Below are 19,117 nucleotides of genomic sequence, written 5' to 3' on the forward strand. Positions count from 1 at the left end.
CTTAGCGTGCCTGAGCAGGGTGGAACATCAGCCGCACGAGGCGTGTACCTCAATTGATCTTGCAATTCGGATCGGATCGGTCACCCTGCGTGGACAACGAGCAAAGCCTATCGGGTAGCGCCTTGCACGCTGCGTGAACGTTCAATGAAATGGACGACTCGAAAAAACGGCGTTGCGATTCTCACGTCACCCGGGAAAAGCGGAGGAAATCAACCCGGTTTTCCCGCTCGCGAACAAATGCGAGATCAACTTCCGCCGAGTCCGTGCCGCGCGGGCGGATGTCCCAGTGACATCCCGCCCAGCACGAGACGACGGCGGATGGTCCAGGGTACGCGCGCGAACAGCGCCGACATGGCGCGCGCCGTGCCAGCCAAGGTGCCCTCCCCGGCCAGGAACTCCACCCGGTGCGCCTCCGGCAGCGCGAAGAACGCCTCGAAGAACTCCGGCACCAGCTCCGGCGGCAGCGACAGCAGCGCGCGCAGCGACCGCATCCGCAGCACGTGCGCGGTCACCGCCTCCGTCGGCCACAGCACCTGCCAGCCCGCCCGCGCCGCGGTGGCCGGCCCGGTGGCCAGACCGCCGCTGAGCGCCGCCGCCAGCCACGGCGCCGAGCGCAGCGCCCGCGCCACGCTGAACCCGCTGGCCGGGTGCACGAACCCGGCCGCGGCGCCGAACGGCACCACCCGGCCCGGCCGGGGCAGCGGGTCGTCGACCGGGAACCGCACCCGCTCCTCGTCCAGCCGCGCCTCCGGGTCGATCCCGGCGTCGCTCAACCGCCCGGCGAGCCTGCGTCGCAGCAGCGCCAGCGGCAGCGCGGGACGGCGCGCCAGGGACGTCTCCTCCAGCAGCACCCGGTCCGGCCCCAGCCGCACGGCGTAGAGGAACGTCGGCCAGCCGCCCCTGGTGCGCGGCGCCGAGCTCCAGTCCATGAACACGCCCTCGCCGGGCGCGCACAGCGGTGCGGCGGTGGCCGAGTCGACGACCCAGCCGACCGCGGTCTGCTGCGCGGGCGGGTGCGGGGGACGCCCGCCGCAGAGCGTGCGCGCGGGCCCGGTCGCGTCGACGACCACCCCGGCGGCCAGCCGCCTGCCGTCCTTGAGGACCACGGTGGAACCGGTCGGGCCGTGCTCGGCGCCGACCGCGCGGCCGGTCACCTCGGTGATGTCGGCGCGCCACAGCTGCTTCCACAGCGCGTCGTTGTCCAGCACCGCGTAGGGCCGGTGCCACAGGTGATCGCCGGTGCCGCGCAGCCGCATCCGCTCCATCACCGACGCCGACGCCACCACGCCGGGCGGCAGCTCGTCGGCCCAGGAACCGAAGGTGCTCGCCCAGCCGCTGCGCGGCGCCGGATCCACCAGCGCCACGGTCATCCCGGCATCGCTGCAGGCCGAGGCGGCCGCCCGACCCGCAGGTCCGGCGCCCACCACCACGACATCCGCCACCCGAACATTCGATCACGCCCGCCGGGAGCGGCGCGGGGTGGCTGGCCGATAACGTGGCGTCCATGCAGGAAGTGCCACCACGCGCAGCCCGCCGCAGCGATCGCACCGGGCGCACCATGCCCGGTGACCTGGCCGCGAGCCCGTTCCGCGCCGACCGCGACCGGATCTCGGCCTCGGCGTTCTTCGCCCGGCTGGGCGGGGTCACCCAGGTCGTCAGCCCGTCCGGGTCCGGTCTGCTGCTGCACAACCGGCTCACCCACAGCCTCAAGGTCGCCCAGGTCGCGCGCGCCATCGCCGAGCGGCTGCTGGCCGATCCGGTCAGCAGCGCCCAGGTCGAGGAGCTCGGCGGCCTGGACCTCGACGTCGTCGAGGCCGCGGGGCTGGGCCACGACCTCGGGCACCCGCCGTTCGGGCACCTGGGGGAGAGCGTGCTGGACCGGCTGGCGCGGGAGCGCTTCGCGCTGCCCGACGGGTTCGAGGGCAACGCCCAGACCTACCGCGTGGTGACCCGCATCGACGTGCGCGGCACCGAGGGCAACGGGCTGGACCTGACCGCCGCGGTCCGCGCGGCGCTGCTGAAGTACCCGTGGACGCGGCACTCGGCGGTGCCGCACGAGCCCGAGCGGCTGCCGCGCGGCGCCTCGGAACCGGCCGAGCTGCCGGGCAGCGGGGCGGCGAAGTTTTCCGCCTACAGCACCGAGCTCGACGACCTCGTCGACGCGCGCAGCCCGTTCGACAAGGCCGTGCCGGAGTGGCAGCAGACCGTCGAGGCGTCGGTGATGGACACCGCCGACGACATCGCCTACGCGATCCACGACCTGGAGGACTTCCACCGCGTCGGCATCCTGCAGTTCACGACCGTGCACCACGAGCTGCAGGAATGGCTCGGCCGCTGCGTGGAGTTCGCGGCCGAGGACGAGCTGCGGCCCGGCGATCCCCGGCCCGGGGCCTCGCTGGAGCTGCTGCGGCGCCGGCTGCACGACAAGGACGAGTGGATCGCCGACGACGAGGCCTTCGCCGCCGCGGTGAAGAAGGTGCGCACGGACCTGGCGATCAACCTGCTGGAGGTGCCGTTCGACCGGTCCCAGCAGGCCGAGCAGACCGTGGTGCGCTTCTCCGGCGACTGGACCCGGCGGCTGGTCGAGGGCGTGCGGGTGCACCCGGAGGTCGAGCCGCGCTCGGGTCACGTGTCGCTGGCGCCGGAGCAGTGGCACGAGGTGCAGGTCCTGAAGTTCGTGCACCGGCACTTCGTGCTGCAGCGCCCCGACCTGGCGCTGCACCAGCGCGGCCAGGACCGGCTGATCAGCAACCTGGTCGAGGCCCTCGACGAGTGGCTGATCGACGAGGCCGAGGTGGCCCCGCACCGGCTGCGCGACCTGCTGGACCTGGCCCGCCAGGAGTTCGACGAGCTGCCCGCCGCGCTGCTGCCGGAGGGGGTCGAGGTCTCGACGCTGGCCCGGGGCCGCGCGGTGATCGACTTCGTCGCCTCGCTCACCGACGACCAGGCCGCCGCGCTGCTGGAGGCCCTGTCGGGCCGCACCACGCAGCTGTGGAACGACACCTTCGTCCTGTGAGCCGGGTCCGCGAGCTCGCCGGCGGCGGCCGGGCGGTGGAGGTGGCGCCGCGGCGCGTGCAGGGCTGGTTCGAGCGCTTCGCCGCCCAGCACGACGGCGCCGCCACGACCCTGCTGGAACCGCGGACGGTGCTGGTCACGGCGGGCGACGGCGCGACGGCGACGGTGGCCGTGCCCTTCGGGGACCTGCCGGAGCCGCACGGCGAGCAGCCCGGGCTGGCGGTGTCGTCGCTGGTCGAGCACGTCTCGGCGTCCCGCCGGATCGGCCTGGTGCTGGTGCGGCTCGGCGCGCACAGCGTGGGCGTCGCGGTCGACGGGGTGGTGGAGTCCTCCAGCACCGACCGGCACCTGGTGCACGGCCGCAACAAGGCGGGCGGCTGGTCGCAGCAGCGCTTCGCGCGCCGCCGCGAGGGCCAGTCGGCCCGCTCGCTGGCCTCGGCCGCCGACGCCGTGGCCCGGACGCTGCTGCCGGAGGCCGACCGGCTCGACGGCCTCGTCCTCGGCGGCGACCACAAGGCGCTGCAGGCGCTGCGCGAGGACCGCAGGCTGACCGGCCTGCTCGACCGCGCCGAGCAGCGGGTCCTCGACGTCCCCGAGCCCCGCCGCGCGGTCCTCGACGAGGCCGCGGCGCGGGCCGTCGCCGTCGAGATCGAGATCCGCGACCCGCGGTGAGCTTCACCGCACCGGAAATCCGGTGGCGGGCGACCGGTACAGTGGAGGACGTGGTCAGCAAGCGATTCCTGGTGCGTTCGCGCGCCACGCCGCGCGTCTCCTAGCGCACGCGCCCCGCACGCCCACCCGTTCTCGCCGGTGGGCGCACTCATGCCACGCAGACCACCTCATCTTCGGAGTTCTCCTTGATCTCAGCCACCGGCCTGGAACTGCGCGCCGGTTCCCGCATCCTGCTGTCCGACGCCACTCTGCGCGTCCAGCCCGGCGACCGGATCGGCCTGGTCGGCCGCAACGGCGCGGGCAAGACCACCACGCTCAAGGTCCTCGCGGGCGAGGGCCAGCCGCACGCAGGCGACGTGACCAGCCGCGGCGAGCTCGGCTACCTGCCGCAGGACCCGCGCGAGGGCGACCTGACCGTCACCGCCAAGGACCGCGTGCTCTCCGCGCGCGGCCTCGACCAGCTGCTGCGCGACATGGAGAAGGCGCAGACGGCGATGGCCGAGCTGGTCGACGACCGCGAGCGCGACAAGGCCATCAACCGCTACGGCCGCCTGGAGGAGCGCTTCGGCGCCCGCGGCGGGTACGCCGCCGAGAGCGAGGCCGGGCGGATCTGCAGCAACCTGGGCCTGCCGGACCGGGTGCTCAACCAGCCGCTGAGCACGCTCTCCGGTGGTCAGCGCCGCCGCGTGGAGCTGGCCCGCATCCTGTTCGCGGCCTCCGAGGCCGGTCCGGGCGGCCGGTCGGCGACGACGCTGCTGCTCGACGAGCCGACGAACCACCTCGACGCGGACTCGATCAGCTGGCTGCGGGACTTCCTGAAGAACCACGACGGCGGTCTGGTGGTCATCAGCCACGACATCGACCTGCTGTCGGCGGTGGTCAACAAGGTGTGGTTCCTCGACGCGATCCGCGGCGAGGCCGATGTCTACAACATGGACTGGACCCGCTACCAGGACGCCCGCGCGGCCGATGAGAAGCGCCGCCGCCGCGAGCGCGCCAACGCCGAGAAGAAGGCCTCGGCGCTGATGTCGCAGGCCGACAAGATGCGCGCCAAGGCCACCAAGGCCGTCGCCGCGCAGAACATGGCCAAGCGCGCCGAGAAGCTGCTGGCCTCGGCCGAGACCGAGCAGGCGGCCGAGAAGGTCGCCAAGATCCGCTTCCCGGACCCGGCGCCCTGCGGCAAGACGCCGCTCACCGCCGACGGCCTGTCCAAGTCCTACGGCTCGCTGGAGATCTTCAGCGGTGTCGACCTGGCCGTCGACCGCGGCTCCAAGGTCGTGGTGCTGGGCCTCAACGGCGCGGGCAAGACGACCCTGCTGCGGCTGCTGGGCAGCCAGGAGACCCCGGATTCCGGCGAGGTCGTCCCAGGTCACGGCCTGCGCATCGGCTACTTCGCGCAGGAGCACGAGACGCTGGACCACGACGCCACGGTCTGGGAGAACGTCCGCACCGCCGCGCCGGACGCCCCCGAGCAGCAGCTGCGCAACCTGCTGGGCACGTTCCTGTTCCAGGGCGAGCAGCTGCAGCAGCCCGCGGGCACGCTCTCCGGCGGTGAGAAGACCCGGCTGGCACTGGCCGGCCTGGTCTCCAGCCAGGCCAACGTGCTGCTGCTGGACGAGCCGACGAACAACCTCGACCCGGCCAGCCGCGAGCAGGTCCTCGACGCGCTGCGCAACTTCACCGGGGCGGTCGTGCTGGTCACGCACGACCCGGGTGCGGTGGAAGCACTGGAGCCCGAACGGGTCATCCTGTTGCCGGATGGCACCGAGGACCACTGGTCGGCCGAATACCTGGACTTGGTCCAGTTGGCGTAGCGCTCCGTGCATCTCGCCGGGCTGCTACTACGGATGGATTAGTGCATTCCGGTGATCGCCGCCCCCTCATCTCGACCGATGGCCGATCTTTTTTCCATGATCGCCTGGCGTTCGGGCCTTTCCTGTTCGATCATTGCGCTGACAGGGGTCGCGAGGCCCGACCTGCTCAGAGGGAAGGCGGGGACACCGTGGCTGAGCTGAAGAAGGGCGCGCGCATTACGGGAAGCGCGCGCGACAAGCTGGCCAGTGATCTGAGAAAGAAGTACGAGAAGGGGGCGAGCATCCGCGCACTGGCTGAGTCGACCGGCCGGTCCTACGGCTTCGTGCACCGGGTCCTGAGCGAATCAGGCGTGCAGTTGCGGGGCCGCGGCGGGGCGACCCGGTCCAAGAAGAAGTGAACTCGGCGGCCGACCGGCTCCGGTCGCGCCGTCACCACTGGAGGTCCGCTTGGCGGAGTCGGTAGTGGACGCCGGCCTGTTGGATCGTGGCGGTGTGGGGCTCACGATCCACGGGCGGCGTGCCACCATCACGCTGGACCGCCCGGACAAGCTCAACGCGCAAACCCCGCACACCTGGCAGGCGTTGCGGGAGATCGGCCGATCGCTGGGTGCGGAGATCCGGGTCGTCGTGCTGCGCGGGGCCGGTCGGGCGTTCTCGGCCGGCCTGGACCGGAGGATGTTCAGCCCCGACGGGGCTGACGGTGCTCCGGGCCTGGCGGCGCTGGCCGAGCGCCCCACCGAGCAGTCCGACGCCGAGATCGCCGGCTACCAGCAGGCGTTCAGCTGGTTGCGCGAGCCCGACCGGGTCACGATCGCCGCCGTTCAGGGGCACGCGATCGGGGCCGGGTTCCAGCTGGCCCTGGCCTGCGACCTGCGGGTGCTGGCCGACGACGCGCGGCTGCGGATGGCCGAGACCGGGCTCGGGCTGGTGCCCGATCTCGGCGGCACGCTGCCGCTGGTGCGCGCCGTCGGGTACGCGCGTGCCGTGGAGATCTGCGTGACCGGCCGGGAGGTCGACGCCGAGGAGGCGTTCCGGATCGGCCTGGCCAACCGGGTCGTGGCGCCCGATCAGCTGGACGCGGCGGTCGACGGTCTGGTCGAGGCGGTGTCGGTGCCACCGGAGGGCGCGGTGCGCGAGACGCTGTCGCTGCTGGCGCTGGCCGACGAGGCCGTCGATCCCGAGCAGCAGCTCGCGGCCGAACGCGCCGCCCAGCTGCGCCGCATCGCCGAGCTCGCCCAGCAGCTCGGCGCCCTCGAGTGATCAACCACTGCTAATAGCGCTTTGCGCTGCGGGTCCCCCGCGTGCCTTCGCACCACTGACGTGGTGACGGGGATACGATCTTGGTCAACTCGAGCGAGATCTAGGGGATGCATGACGCAGCGAGGAAACCGTCGGGAACTGCTCGCCGACGCCGCCACCGAGGTGCTCGCACGGGACGGCGGCCGCGGGCTGACGCATCGTGCGATCGATCGCGAGGCTCGCGTCCCGGAGGGCACCACCAAGAACTACTACCCGACGCGCAACGCCCTGTTCGAGGCGATCGCGCACCACCTCGCCGAGCGGCACGTCGCCGCCCTCGAAGCGCTCTGCACCCACATCCCCGACGACGTCGGGCCCGATCACGTCACCGCCCTGTACGCGGCGATGCTGCACCGCATGTCGGGCAACGCCCGCGCCCAGTTCCTCGCGCTGTTCGAGCTGCACCTGGAGGGCGTGCGCAACCCGGAGGTCCGCGCGCTGCTGGGGCGGATCAGCCGGGCGAGCGTCGACACCGCCGTCCAGCTGCACTCCGCGGTCGGCCGCCGGATCAGCCGTCGCGGCGCCGGGCTCCTCGACGCCGGGATGCTCGGGGTCGCGCTGTCCGCGCTGAGCCTGCCGCGGGATCTCGTCGGCGAACTCGGTCTCGACGACGCCGACGGGATCGGCCGCGCGCTGCTGTCGCTGGCCGCGACCCGGGATCACGGGGCGCTGGAAGTGCTCACCGACTGGGCCGGTTGAGGTCGTTCGAAGATCATCCGGATGCGCTGCGAGACCGCCGGATGACGCGCGGTAGCCTCGATGCGAACGAGCTCGGCTTGGGCGCCCGCGCTGGTGCCCGTGATCGAAGTGGATGCAGGGAAGGCATGTCGAATCCAGCACAGGACGAGCCCGACCCGCACGCGATGCTGGAGCCGCCGGCTGTGGTCTTCGCGCGTTTGACCGACGTGCCGGTCGATGCCCTGGACAAGCTGATCGACGAGACCCGCGCCGTCTACGACGACCTCAACAAGGTCCTCGGCCACCCGTACTGGGGTGATCTGGTCTACCACCAGGGCGCGGCGATGAAGGCGCTGACCGAGGCCCGGACCTGCCTGGAAGGGCTCAAGGCGGAGGCGATCGGCGCCCGCAACACCGAGCTCGGCGTCACCGTCACCACCGCGGTCATCGACGGCGAGCGGCACTACGCGCAGAGCGAGGACGACAAGTCCGAGCTCGTCGACAAGCTGCTGCGCTCGCCGAGCCCGGCCGCCGGGCACGTCTACGTCTGGGACCGGCCGCACGCCGACCCCGACGCGCCCGGCCCGTACGAGCAGATCCGGGTCGTCACCGACGCGGACAGCGAGCTCGGAGTCCTCAACTTCACCGAGGAGGACGACGAGGGCGAGATGACGTCCTGGCACACCTGCAACCCGCAGCCGTCGCCGGACGCGCCCGCGCTGGCCTTCGACGCGGGCAGCACGCTGAAGTTCCCGCGCAGCGCCGTGTTGCCGTTCCGTGAACTTCGCGCGGCCCTCGACGAGTTCACCCGGACGGGCGCGCGGCCGGAATGCGTGCAGTGGCAGCCCGCGCGCTGGGGTGACCTGTAGTTCCGCGACGCGCGGGTAACGGTTTCGCGACCGCGCGTGACGCGGGTTGGCGACAACCCGTCGTGAACCATTGACTAACAGCGGCACAAGGTGGTTCCTTCTTTCCATTCGCGCGAGGATGAAGGGGGCCGCACGTGCGTAGACGACTCGTCGCGCTGGGGGCTGCGTTGCTGGTCGGCTTGCTGCTGCCGACACCGGTTTCGGCGCAGGAGGACGGGCAACGCCCGCAGGGCGCCGTGCTGCGCGTCGGACTGCAGCAGCAGATCGACTCGCTGAACCCGTTCCTGGGGTACTCGTTGGCTGCCACGGACATCTTCCGGGCGATCTACCCGACGCTGACCACCTACAACGCCCAGGACTTCGGCGTCGAGCCGGAGCTGGCGGAGCGGTGGGAGTCCACACCGGACAAGCTCACCTGGACCTTCCACATCCGGCCGGGTGTCACCTGGTCCGACGGCGCGCCGGTGACCGCGCGCGACGCCGCCTACACCTACAACCGGATGATGAGCGATCCGGCCGCGGCCACCGCCAACGGCAACTTCGTGGAGAACTTCGAGCAGGTCACCGCGCCCGACGATCAGACGCTGGTGATCCGCACCAAGACGCCGCAGGCCACGATGCTGGCCATCGACGCGCCGATCGTGCCCGAGCACGTGTGGTCGAAGGTCACCGACGTCGCGAACTTCGCCAACGACCAGATGCCCGTCGTCGGCAGCGGCCCCTACACCCTCACCGGGTACCGGGCCGAGCAGGACGTCACCCTCACCGCCAACCCGCGCTTCTGGCGGGGCGCGCCGAAGGTCGCCGAGCTGCAGTTCATCCAGTTCAAGAACAGCGACGCCGCCGTGCAGGCGCTGCGCAAGGGCGACGTGGACGTGGTCCAGAAGCTCACGCCCGCGCAGTACGACGCGCTCGCCGACCAGCCCGACATCAAGCAGGTCAAGGGCCAGGGCCGCCGGTTCTACGAGATGATCCTCAACCCCGGCGCCACCAACAGCGAGAACCAGCCGATCGGCACCGGGCACCCGGCGCTGAAGGACCTGCGCGTCCGGCAGGCCATCGACCTCGGCATCGACCGCAAGGCGCTCGTGGACCGGGTTCTCGGCGGGTACGGGCAGGTCGGCGGGGGATACCTGCCGCCGATCTTCAGCGACTACCACTGGAACCCGCCGCAGCCGCGCACCTTCGACCCGGCCGCCGCCAACCGGATGCTCGACGAGGCCGGCTACGCGCGCGGCCCCGACGGGATCCGCCGCACGCCGCAGGGCGAGCCGCTGAACTTCGACTTCGTGCTGCACGGCGACGAGGCCAGCGACGCGCAGGTCGGTGAGTTCGTCAAGCGCTGGCTCGCGGACCTGGGCATCAACGTCGCGCTGCAGCCGGTGTCGGACAACCAGCTCAACGACCGCACCACCGCCGGTGATTTCGACATGGTCATCAGCGGCTGGTCGGCCAACCCCGACCCGGACTACGTGCTGCGGCTGCAGACCTGCGGCGCCCGGCCCACGCCCGACGGCAACGGCACCCCGGACACGCTGCAGTGCGACCCGGTCTACGACGACCTCTACAACAAGCAGCTCGCCGAGTTCGACCCCGCCAAGCGGATCGAGCTGGTCAAGCAGCTGCAATCGCGGTTCTACGAGCAGGCCACCGGTTTGGTGCTGTACTACGGCAACTCGCTGGAGGCCTACCGCAGCGACCGCTACAACGGCTTCCAGCTGCAGCCGGCCACCGAGGGCGTGATCACCGGCCAGCAGGGCTACTGGGGCTACTACGGCGCCGAACCCACCGAGCAGGCCGTCAACGGCTCCGGCGGCACGGACTACACCACCGTCGCCTGGGTGCTGGGCGGGCTGGTCGTGGTGATCGTGCTGGTGGGCGCGGTGGTCGTGGTGCGGCGCCGGGCCACCGCGGACGACCGGGAGTGACCGCGTGTCGGATCTCCTGACCACTGTGGACGCGCAGGAACCGGCCTCCGGCAACGGAGGCCGGCTGCTGCGCTTCGTCGGCGGCAAGATCGGCGGCGGGCTGGTGAGCCTGCTGCTGGTGGCGGTGCTCGGCTTCTTCCTGTTCCGAGTGATGCCCGGCGATCCGGTGCGTACCATGACCCGCGGCGCGCCGATGACCTCGCAGCAGATCGCCGACCTGCGGGAGCGGCTCGGGCTGGATCAGCCGCTGTGGAAGCAGTTCCTGGACTTCCTCGGCAACCTGCTGCGCGGCGATCTGGGCACGTCCTACACCTACAGCCGCCCGGTGGGCGAGCTGATCCTCGAACGCGTCGGGCCCACGCTGCTGCTGGTCGGCACGGCCACCGTGCTGGCGATCCTGCTGGGGCTGTGGATGGGGTCGCGGGCCGCGTGGAAGCACGGCGGGGCGTTCGACAAGACCGCGAGCTCGGTGGCACTGGCGCTGTGGTCGGTGCCGACGTTCTGGCTCGGTCTGATCGTGCTGATGGCCTTCGGCGTCGGGGTCGGCCCGATCCCCGGGCTGTTCCCGGTCGGCGGCATCTCCAGCCCGGACACGCCGCCGGGACTGCTGCCGCAGGTCCTCGACGTCGCGCACCACATGGTGCTGCCGGTGCTGACGATGCTCGCCGTCATCTACGCCGAGTACCTGATGGTGATGCGCTCCTCGCTGCTGGAGGAGATGGGCGAGGACTACCTGACCACCGCGCGCGCCAAGGGACTTCGCGAGGACCTGGTGCGCAGCAGGCACGCCGTGCCGAACGCGCTGCTGCCGACCGTGACGCTGATCTTCCTGCGGCTTGGTCTGGTGATCGCCGGTGCGATCACCGTCGAAACGGTGTTCTCCTGGCCCGGTCTCGGACTGCTGACCTTCGAAGCCCTGCGGGTGCCGGACCTCCCGCTGCTGCAGGGCATCTTCATCGTGCTGGCGGGGAGCGTGGTGGTGATGAACGTGCTGGCCGACCTGCTCTACCGGGTCATCGACCCCCGGGTGCGTGAATCATGAGCGCTCCCACCGCGTCCCAGGTCGTGCGCGCGCGCCGCAAGGAGCGCCTCGCCGAGGGCTGGCGGGTCTTCCGCGCCGACCGCGCGGGCCTGGCGGGCCTGGTCCTGCTGGCCGCGATCGTGCTGCTGGCGCTGCTGGCGCCGGTGCTCACCGACTCCAGCGGGCTGGACGTCACCCGCGCGACCGGGGCGGCGCTGCAGGCGCCCAGCGCCGAATACCCGCTGGGCACCGACGAATCCGGCCGGTCGGTGCTGCTGCTGACCTGGTGGGGTGCGCGGGTGTCGCTGGTCGTCGGGCTGTCGGCGGCGGTGCTGTCGGTGTGCATCGGCGCGCTGGTCGGCGTTCTGGCGGCGCACTTCGGCGGCTGGACCGCGCGAATCCTGCTGCGCCTCACCGACTTCTTCCTGGTGCTGCCGTCGCTGGTGCTGGCGATCGCGCTGTCGACGGTGCTCGAACGCGGGTTGTGGACGATCGTGCTGGCCATCGGCGTGACGTCCTGGCCGCACACCGCGCGGGTGGTGCGCGCGCAGACGCTCACCATCGAAGCGCGGCCCTACATCGAACGCGCCCGGGCGCTCGGCGCCGGGCACGGGCACGTCATCGTCAAGCACGTGCTGCCCGCCGTGCTGCCGCTGGTGTTCGCCAACACCACGCTGGCCGTGGCGAGCTCGATCATCGCCGAATCCACGCTGTCCTTCCTCGGTCTCGGCGATCCCAGCCGGGTGTCCTGGGGGACGATGCTGAAGTCGGCGATGGACACCGGCGCGGTCACCGGCGGGGCCTGGTGGTACCTGCTGCCGCCGGGTCTGGGAATCGTGCTGGTGGTGCTCGGTTTCACGCTGTGCGGCCGGGCGCTGGAAGCGGTGTTCAACCCGAGGCTGCGGGGGCGGCGGTGAGTCCGATTCTGCGACTGCGCGACGTGTCGATCACCTACGGCGGCGCGAGTGAACCCGCCGTGTCCGGGGTGAACCTGAGCCTGGAACCGGGCGAAACCCTCGGTCTGGCAGGCGAATCCGGCTGCGGCAAGACGAGCGTGGCGATGTCGGTACTGCGGCTGCTGCCGCGCACCGCCCGCGTCGACGGCGAGGTGCTGCTCGACGGCGAGGACGTGCGCGAGATGAGCTTCGGCCGGCTGCGCGCGGTGCGCTGGGCCGGTGCGTCGGTGGTGTTCCAGGGCGCGATGCACGCGCTGAACCCGGTGCGCACCATCGGCGAGCAGATCGCCGAGCCGATCCGGTTGCACGGCGGCAAGGGCGATCTCAAGCCGAAGGTCGCGGAGCTGCTGGAGCAGGTGGAGCTGCCCGCCGACCGGGCGGGCGCCTACCCGCACGAGCTCTCCGGCGGTCAGAAGCAGCGGGTCATGATCGCGATGGCGCTGGCCTGCGATCCGCGGCTGATCATCGCCGACGAGCCCACCACGGCGCTGGACGTCGTGGTGCAGGCCCAGGTGCTGGAGCTGCTGCGGCGGCTGGTCGCCGAGCGCGGCATCGCGCTGGTGATGATCAGCCACGACCTGTCGGTGCTGTCGGCGACCTGCGAGCGGCTGGCGGTGATGTACCGGGGCGAGGTCGTCGAGCACGGGCCGACCGAGCAGGTGATGACCCGGCCGCAGCACGAGCACAGCAAGGCGCTGGCCGAGGCGTTCCCGACGGTGGGCGACAGCCGGTTCCGGCTCACCGGGGGAGGCGCGGCCGGTGAGCCGCTGCTGTCGGCCTCGGGCGTGGAGGTGACCTTCCGCAGCCGGGCAGGCAAGGCCGTGCGCGCGGTGCGCGGGGTCGACCTGGAGGTGGGCGGCAACGAGATCGTCGCGCTGGTGGGGCAGTCCGGGTCGGGCAAGACGACGCTGGCGCGCACGCTGCTCGGGCTGCAGCGGCCCACCGGCGGCGAGGTGCGCTTCGGCGGGGAGCCGCTGCCGACGGGGTCGGCGGCGCTGCGGGACTACCGGCGCAAGGTGCAGCTGGTGCTGCAGGACCCGACGGGTGCGCTCAATCCGCGGCACACCGTCTACGAGGCGGTGGCCGAGGGGCTGCGGATCCACGGCATCACCGATGACGAGCCGGGCCGGGTGACGGCGGCGCTGGAGGCGGCGGAGCTGCGGCCGGCGGAGAAGTTCCTGTCCCGGTTCCCGCAGGAGCTCTCGGGCGGTCAGCGTCAACGCGTGGTGATCGCCGGGGCGCTGGTGCTGGAGCCGGAGGTGCTCATCGCCGACGAGCCGGTCGCGTCGCTGGACGCCACGGTTCGCGGCGAGATCCTCTCGCTGCTGCTGGGCCTGCGCGTCGAGCGGGGCCTGTCGACCCTGGTGATCACCCACGACCTGGGCCTGGCGTGGAACATCGCCGACCGGGTGGCGGTGATGTACCAGGGCGAGATCGTCGAGCTCGGCACCGTCGAGCAGGTCCTCCTCGACCCCCAGCACGACTACACCAAGACCCTGCTCGCCGCCGTTCCGAGCACCTCGCGCGGGGTGGCGTGACTCCGGCATGGCGACAGTTTTAGCCATAATCACCCATGATCAATGTCCTTTTTGTCCGGACAGTTATGGCTAAAACTGTCGTGACGGCTGCGCAACGGCCCCGGCGGACGCTCAGCCGAACGCGTCGATGATCGCCGGGCGGTCGGGGTGGTCGACGCGGACAACGAGGTCCGCCAGGGAGGTGGGGTCGACCTCCTCGGCGTAGCGGTGGAAGGCCGGGAGCGTCCAGTGGCGGTCCTCCGGGGTGCGGCGCCGCAGCGCTCCGTCGGAGAGCCAGAGGTGCACGACGAGGTCGAAGTCCAGGCCGACGCCCTGCAGCAGCGGGCCGTCGACGACGGCCACACCGCGCTCCGGCAGCGAGACCCGGTTCAGTCGGGGGGAGCGGTCGGCGTCGGGATCCCACAGCGCGGGCAGCACCCGCCCGGTGCCGTCCGCGGCGAGCGGGCGCAGGACCTCGCGGGCCAGGCCCGTGGTGTCGAACCAGGACAGGTAGTAGGAGTCCGGATCGTGGTGCCCGTGCTCCAAGCGCACCGACGCGGGACGCAGGTAGTCCGCCGCCCGCACCCGCACGGTCTCGCGGCCCCGCTCGCGCAGCGGGGAGACCAGCCGGTCCGCGAACTCGCCGGTTCCCGCGGCCTCGGCCCCGTCGACGGCCACCCGCAGCCACCGCCCGGGCAGGGCGTCGACCCGCTCGACCACCTCGTCCACCAGTGCCTCAGGAGAGATCGCCCGCACACGCACACCCCGAACCTACGCGAGGTTTTCATGAGAACCTCCCCACCCCCGGGCTCCCGAGAGAGGCGAAGTTTTCATGAAAACTTCCCCCACCCCAGGAGTCCTGGGAGAAGCGAAGTTTTCATGAAAACTTCCCCCACCCAAGAACCCCGTCCTCAGGGGTGGGGTCTCGTGGGGTGGGACAGTTTTCATGAAAACTGCGCACCCCTACGCAGGGGCGGGGCGCAGAGGGGGTCTGCGTCAGATGAGTCCGAAGCGCAGGAGCAGCGCTCGATCCAGGTCCGCGAGCTCGGCTGATCCCAGTGAACCCTCGAAGGAGCCGAGGCGGTCCGGGGAGACCGAGTAGATCTGGTCGGTCAGGATCCGGGTCTTGGAGCCGTTGAGCTCGATCACCGGTCGATAGATGGCCTCGCCGGCGCTCGTGGACGTCATCGCGACGGTGATCGTGCTCGTCGAAAAGCGGCCGGACTGGATGATCAACGCGTATCGACGGCCCTGCTGTTCGTGTCCACGAGCGCCCGGCATGGCCTTGATCTCGCACACGGCGCCCTTGAAGATCACTCGGTGACCCCCATGAAGCGCTGTATCGCCAGCATCTCGGCCTGGTCTTCGGGGTCGTCCTTGAGGCGCTCGGCGTCCTCCGACGCCTGCTCGAGCAGCTGCTCCTTGTACGCGCGCAGAAGCGCGTAGCGCACGGCTTCGGTGCGGCTGCCGCGTTCTCCCGTTAACGCCTTGAGCGCGGTCTCCATCGCCTCATCGGTGCGCACGTTGAGAGTTCCCATGCCCCGAGTGTATCGCAATTTGTAATACGCGAGCCCTACCGCAGGGCGGGTTGGAGGATGGAGAGGCGTTGGGCGTCGGCGTCGAGTTCGGCTGCGACGCCGAGGGGGACGGTGCGCTGGGCTTCGCAGTGGCCGAAGCCCAGTTCCCAGAGGATCGGGACGCCGAGGTCGCCGAGGAGGTCCTCCAGCATCGCGCGGACCTCGTCCATCGGGCCGCAGTCGGTCCACGAGCCCAGCGCGATCCCGGTGGCGCCCCGGAAGAAGCCCGCGCGGATCAGCTGGATCAGGAACCGGTCGAGACGGTAGGGCTCCTCGGTGACGTCCTCCAGCAGCGCGATGCCGCGCTCCGGCGGACGGGCCGCCAGGCCCGCGCCCAGCGATCCGGCGAGCAGGCTCAGGTTGCCGCCGTAGGTGACGCCCAGCGCGCGCCCGGGCACCATCGTCGCGGCGTGGCGGCCGGTCAGGATCGTCACGCCCTCCGGCGCGAACAGGGTGCGGCGCAGGTGGTCGCGCGCCTTGTCGTCGTGGACGAACGCCTTGGTCGCGATCATCGGCCCGAAGATCGTCGCCAGCCCCAGCTCGGCGGCGAACACCTCGTGCAGGGCGGTGACGTCGCTGGAGCCGACGAGGATCTTCGGCGTGGCCGTCGCCAGCTCGCCGAAGTCCAGGTGGTCGATCATCCGCAGGCACCCGTAGCCGCCGCGCGCGCAGAACACCGCCTTGACCTCCGGGTCGCACCAGGCGCGCTGCAGGTCGGTGGCCCGGTCGGCGTCGGCACCTGCGAGGTAGTCCAGCCGCGAGTGGCGGTCCAGCACGTGCTTGCCGACGCGGACCTCCAGGCCCCAGTCGCGCAGCAGGGCGAGCCCGGTCTCCAGCAGCTCGGTGGGCACCGGCCCGGCCGGGGCGACCACCGCCACCACGTCACCCGGGTGCAGCCTCGGCGGGCGGGTCAGTTCGCGCGTGCTCATCGGCGTGCTCCATCCCGGTCGGTTCGAACACCGCTGATCTTGCCGCGAGCGTATCGGCAGTCAGCGCGCCGCGCCGCAGTTCACCGACAGCGAACACGCTCTCGCGCGGGAGGGTCTGCCCAGGTCACCGCGTTGCACGGGAAGGTGATGTACAAAACGGGGGCCGGTCGCGCACGACGTGCGCTCGGTGGCCTAGTGTCGGAGGGGTCATGGCTCGTGTCATCCACGTCTTCCGCCAACCCGACCGATTCGTCGCCGGAACGGTCGGGGAACCCGGCGATCGCACCTTCTACCTGCAGGCGTCCGAGGACGTCCGCACGGTGAGCGTGCAATTGGAAAAGCAGCAGGTCTCGGTCCTGGCCGAGCGGATCGGCGCGCTCCTCGACGAGGTGCAGCGCCGCTTCGACGCCGACCTGCCCGGCTCCACGCCCGAGGAGCTCGTCGACACCGAACCGCTCGCGGTCCCGGTCGACGAGGAGTTCCGCGTGGGCACGATGGGCCTGGGCTGGGACGCCGAATCCGAGGCCGTGGTTGTCGAACTGCTCGCGGTCACCGAGGAGGAGATCGACGAGTCGGTCGTCCTCGACGACACCGAGGAGGGGCCGGACGCGCTGCGCGTGTTCCTCAGCCCGGTGCACGCCCGCGCCTTCGCCGAACGCGCCGAGCGGGTCATCAGCGCAGGTCGCAAGCCCTGCCCGCTGTGCAACGAACCGCTGGACCCGGCCGGCCACATCTGCCCGCGGCAGAACGGCTACCGGCGCTCGGAAGAGGTCTGAGACCCGTGGCCGTCGAGGAGCCCGCGACCTGCGAGCTGCTGCGCCACGGGCGGCTGGAGATCCAGGGCAGGCTCGTGGAGGCGTCCAACGCGACGCTGTTCTGCTCGGTGGAGCTCGACGGCCTCTCCGGTGAGTGCGTCTACAAGCCGGTGCGCGGCGAGCGCCCGCTGTGGGACTTCCCCGACGGCACCTTGGCCGGCCGCGAGGTCGCGTCCTACCTGGTCTCCGAGGCCACCGGCTGGGGCCTGATCCCGCCGACGCTGCTGCGCGACGGCCCGTTCGGGCCCGGCATGGTGCAGCTGTGGATCGACGAGCAGGCCGAGGAGGACGCGCAGCTCGTCGACATCACCCACCCCAGCGAGGTCCGGGACGGCTGGCGGCAGGTGCTGCGCGCCCAGGACCCCGACGGCGACCCGGTGGTGCTCGCGCACGCCGACCACGAGCAGCTGCGGCGGCTCGCGGTGCTCGACATCGTGATCAACAACGCCGACCGCAAGGGCGGGCACATCCTGCGCGCCCCCGACGGCCGGGTGCTGGGCGTCGACCACGGCGTCAGCCTCAACACCGACGACAAGCTGCGCACGGTGCTGTGGGGCTGGATCGGCGAGCGCGTCGGCGAGGCCGAGCTCGAGCGGCTCGGCGAGGTCCGGGCCCTCATGGAGGGGGACCTCGCCGAGCAGCTCTCCGAGCACCTCACGATCAAGGAGGTGCAGGCGGTCAGCACCCGCATCGACCGCCTCCTCGACGCGGGGGTCTACCCGGAACCGTCCGGTGACTGGCCCGCCATCCCCTGGCCTGCTTTTTAGAGGTCAGTCGGTCAGGGCCTGGTACACCAGCTGGTGCAGGTAGGGCCGGATCGGGTGGGTGCTGGAGGGCATCAGCTGGGTGAGGAACAGGACCGTGAGGTCCTCGGCCGGGTCCACCCAGAACGCCGTGCTGGCCAGGCCGCCCCAGGCGAACTCGCCCTGGGAGCTCAGGACCTTCGCCGCCAGCGGGTCGTCGACCACCGAGAAGCCCAGGCCGAAGCCCTTGCCCGCGTTGGCGACCTCGGAGAACGAGCCCATCGCCAGGGTTTCCAAGTCCGCGCCACCCGGCAGGTGGTTGCGGGTCATGAAGTCGACCGTGCGCCCGCCCAGCAGCCGCACCCCGTCGAGCTCGCCGCGGCGCAGCAGCATCTGCTGGAAGCGGTGGTAGTCGCGGGCCGAGGAGAACAGCCCGCCGCCACCGGAGGGCGCCTTCGGCGGCTCGAACGCGGCGTCGTACATCTCCTCGTGCTGGGGGTGCAGCCGCGCCTTGCCCTGCCGGTCCGCCGAGTACAGCGAGGCCAGCCGGTCGGCGTCGGCGCGGTCGACGTGGAACCCGGTGTCGGTCATGTCCAGCGGTTCGAGGATGCGGGTGCGGAAGAACTCGTCGAGCGTCTGCCCGGAGGCGACCTCCACGACCCGGCCGAGCACGTCGGTGGCCACCGAGTAGTTCCAGCGGGTGCCCGGGTCGAACAGCAGCGGGATCTCCGCCCACGCGTCGCAGCAGGCGGCCAGGTCCAGGTCGGGCGCCATGCCGAACTCGAACCCGGCGCGGCGGTGCAGCTCGTCGACCGGGTGCAGGTGGTTGAACGCGTAGGTGAGCCCGGCGGTGTGGGTGAGCAGGTGCCAGATCCGGATCGGCTCGGTGGCCGGCCGGGTCTGCGGGCTGCGGGCCGGTCCGCCGGTGTAGACCGACATCTCCGCGAACGACGGGATGAAGTCGGCGACAGGGTCGGTGAGCTCGAACGCGCCTTCCTCGTAGAGCATCATGGCCGCGACCGAGGTGAGCGGCTTGGTCATGGAATAGATCCGGAACAGCGTGTCGGACTCGACCGGTTTGCCGCTCTCGATGTCGCGCATGCCGTGCGTCGACAGGTGCGCGATCTTGCCCTGGCGGGCGACGAGCACCAGCCAGCCGGGCAGCTTGCCCGTCGTGACGTAGTCCTCGAAGTGCCGGTCGATCCGGCGCAACCGGTCCGCGTCGAAGCCGACCTCGCCCGGCTCCACCTCGATTTCCAGAGCCACCAGGGCCTCCCACTGCGT

Annotated in this window: 19 protein-coding genes; 13 read left to right on the forward strand and 6 right to left on the reverse strand. The window is 71.5% G+C overall.

From position 1 onward, the window contains the following. Nucleotides 1-245 precede the first annotated feature (245 nt). Nucleotides 246-1,442, reverse strand: coding sequence for a lycopene cyclase family protein (locus BM424_RS13455; protein ID WP_245775836.1), 1,197 nt, complete (start codon nt 1,440-1,442; stop codon nt 246-248). A 62-nt stretch (nt 1,443-1,504) separates the two neighbouring features. Here BM424_RS13455 and BM424_RS13460 point away from each other — a divergent pair, with 62 nt between their 5' ends. The 11 genes from BM424_RS13460 (at nt 1,505) to nikE (ending at nt 13,790) form a co-directional block, all read left to right on the forward strand. Continuing rightward, nucleotides 1,505-3,016, forward strand: coding sequence for a deoxyguanosinetriphosphate triphosphohydrolase family protein (locus BM424_RS13460; RefSeq protein ID WP_093417164.1), 1,512 nt, complete (start codon nt 1,505-1,507; stop codon nt 3,014-3,016). Beyond that, nucleotides 3,013-3,687, forward strand: a complete 675-nt coding sequence (locus BM424_RS13465; protein ID WP_093417167.1) for an acVLRF1 family peptidyl-tRNA hydrolase — start codon at nt 3,013-3,015, stop codon at nt 3,685-3,687. The genes BM424_RS13460 and BM424_RS13465 overlap by 4 nt, the downstream gene beginning before the upstream one ends. Nucleotides 3,688-3,872: 185 nt before the next feature. Continuing rightward, nucleotides 3,873-5,501, forward strand: a complete 1,629-nt coding sequence (locus tag BM424_RS13470; protein WP_093417168.1) for an ABC-F family ATP-binding cassette domain-containing protein — start codon at nt 3,873-3,875, stop codon at nt 5,499-5,501. 188 nt (nt 5,502-5,689) lie between these two features. Continuing rightward, the gene (locus BM424_RS13475) at nt 5,690-5,899 is read left to right on the forward strand and encodes a helix-turn-helix domain-containing protein (protein WP_093260265.1); all 210 of its coding nucleotides are present in this window, start codon (nt 5,690-5,692) and stop codon (nt 5,897-5,899) included. A gap of 94 nt (nt 5,900-5,993) precedes the next feature. Continuing rightward, nucleotides 5,994-6,761, forward strand: a complete 768-nt coding sequence (locus BM424_RS13480; RefSeq protein ID WP_245775837.1) for an enoyl-CoA hydratase/isomerase family protein — start codon at nt 5,994-5,996, stop codon at nt 6,759-6,761. Between the two features lie 111 nt (nt 6,762-6,872). After that, nucleotides 6,873-7,499 (forward strand): TetR/AcrR family transcriptional regulator, encoded by a 627-nt coding sequence (locus BM424_RS13485; RefSeq protein ID WP_093417173.1) that lies wholly within the window; start codon nt 6,873-6,875, stop codon nt 7,497-7,499. 125 nt (nt 7,500-7,624) lie between these two features. Then, complete coding sequence (locus BM424_RS13490) at nt 7,625-8,347, forward strand: Imm1 family immunity protein (RefSeq protein WP_093417176.1); 723 nt, start codon at nt 7,625-7,627, stop codon at nt 8,345-8,347. 134 nt (nt 8,348-8,481) lie between these two features. After that, nucleotides 8,482-10,275: an ABC transporter substrate-binding protein gene (locus BM424_RS13495; protein ID WP_093417178.1), complete on the forward strand. Its 1,794-nt coding sequence runs from the start codon at nt 8,482-8,484 to the stop codon at nt 10,273-10,275. Between the two features lie 4 nt (nt 10,276-10,279). Continuing rightward, nucleotides 10,280-11,317 carry an ABC transporter permease gene (locus BM424_RS13500; protein WP_093417181.1) on the forward strand — a complete coding sequence of 346 codons (1,038 nt, stop codon included), beginning with the start codon at nt 10,280-10,282 and terminating at the stop codon, nt 11,315-11,317. Beyond that, nucleotides 11,314-12,213 (forward strand): ABC transporter permease, encoded by a 900-nt coding sequence (locus BM424_RS13505; RefSeq protein ID WP_093417183.1) that lies wholly within the window; start codon nt 11,314-11,316, stop codon nt 12,211-12,213. The genes BM424_RS13500 and BM424_RS13505 overlap by 4 nt, the downstream gene beginning before the upstream one ends. After that, nucleotides 12,210-13,790 (forward strand): nickel ABC transporter ATP-binding protein NikE, encoded by a 1,581-nt coding sequence (gene nikE, locus BM424_RS13510; protein WP_093417186.1) that lies wholly within the window; start codon nt 12,210-12,212, stop codon nt 13,788-13,790. Before BM424_RS13505 ends, nikE begins: the two co-directional genes overlap by 4 nt. Nucleotides 13,791-13,901: 111 nt before the next feature. Here nikE and BM424_RS13515 read toward each other — a convergent pair whose 3' ends face one another. The 4 genes from BM424_RS13515 to BM424_RS13530 all read right to left on the reverse strand — a co-directional run bounded on the left by BM424_RS13515 (nt 13,902) and on the right by BM424_RS13530 (nt 16,275). Next, nucleotides 13,902-14,531: a nucleoside/nucleotide kinase family protein gene (locus tag BM424_RS13515; RefSeq protein WP_093417187.1), complete on the reverse strand. Its 630-nt coding sequence runs from the start codon at nt 14,529-14,531 to the stop codon at nt 13,902-13,904. A gap of 234 nt (nt 14,532-14,765) precedes the next feature. Continuing rightward, nucleotides 14,766-15,086 (reverse strand): type II toxin-antitoxin system PemK/MazF family toxin, encoded by a 321-nt coding sequence (locus tag BM424_RS13520; protein WP_093417190.1) that lies wholly within the window; start codon nt 15,084-15,086, stop codon nt 14,766-14,768. Further along, nucleotides 15,083-15,307 carry a hypothetical protein gene (locus BM424_RS13525; protein ID WP_245775838.1) on the reverse strand — a complete coding sequence of 75 codons (225 nt, stop codon included), beginning with the start codon at nt 15,305-15,307 and terminating at the stop codon, nt 15,083-15,085. The genes BM424_RS13520 and BM424_RS13525 overlap by 4 nt, the downstream gene beginning before the upstream one ends. 35 nt (nt 15,308-15,342) lie before the next feature. Continuing rightward, nucleotides 15,343-16,275: a S66 peptidase family protein gene (locus BM424_RS13530; RefSeq protein WP_093417193.1), complete on the reverse strand. Its 933-nt coding sequence runs from the start codon at nt 16,273-16,275 to the stop codon at nt 15,343-15,345. Nucleotides 16,276-16,484: 209 nt separating this feature from the next. Here BM424_RS13530 and BM424_RS13535 point away from each other — a divergent pair, with 209 nt between their 5' ends. Next, nucleotides 16,485-17,051 carry a DUF3090 domain-containing protein gene (locus BM424_RS13535; protein WP_093417195.1) on the forward strand — a complete coding sequence of 189 codons (567 nt, stop codon included), beginning with the start codon at nt 16,485-16,487 and terminating at the stop codon, nt 17,049-17,051. A 5-nt stretch (nt 17,052-17,056) separates the two neighbouring features. Further along, entirely contained in the window at nt 17,057-17,857 is an 801-nt protein-coding gene (locus tag BM424_RS13540) for an SCO1664 family protein (protein ID WP_093417198.1), read from the forward strand. 3 nt (nt 17,858-17,860) lie between these two features. Here BM424_RS13540 and BM424_RS13545 read toward each other — a convergent pair whose 3' ends face one another. After that, nucleotides 17,861-19,102 carry a serine hydrolase domain-containing protein gene (locus BM424_RS13545; RefSeq protein WP_093417201.1) on the reverse strand — a complete coding sequence of 414 codons (1,242 nt, stop codon included), beginning with the start codon at nt 19,100-19,102 and terminating at the stop codon, nt 17,861-17,863. Nucleotides 19,103-19,117: the final 15 nt, after the last annotated feature.

The organism is Saccharopolyspora flava (genome assembly GCF_900116135.1).
Taxonomy (GTDB): Bacteria; Actinomycetota; Actinomycetes; order Mycobacteriales; family Pseudonocardiaceae; genus Saccharopolyspora; species Saccharopolyspora flava.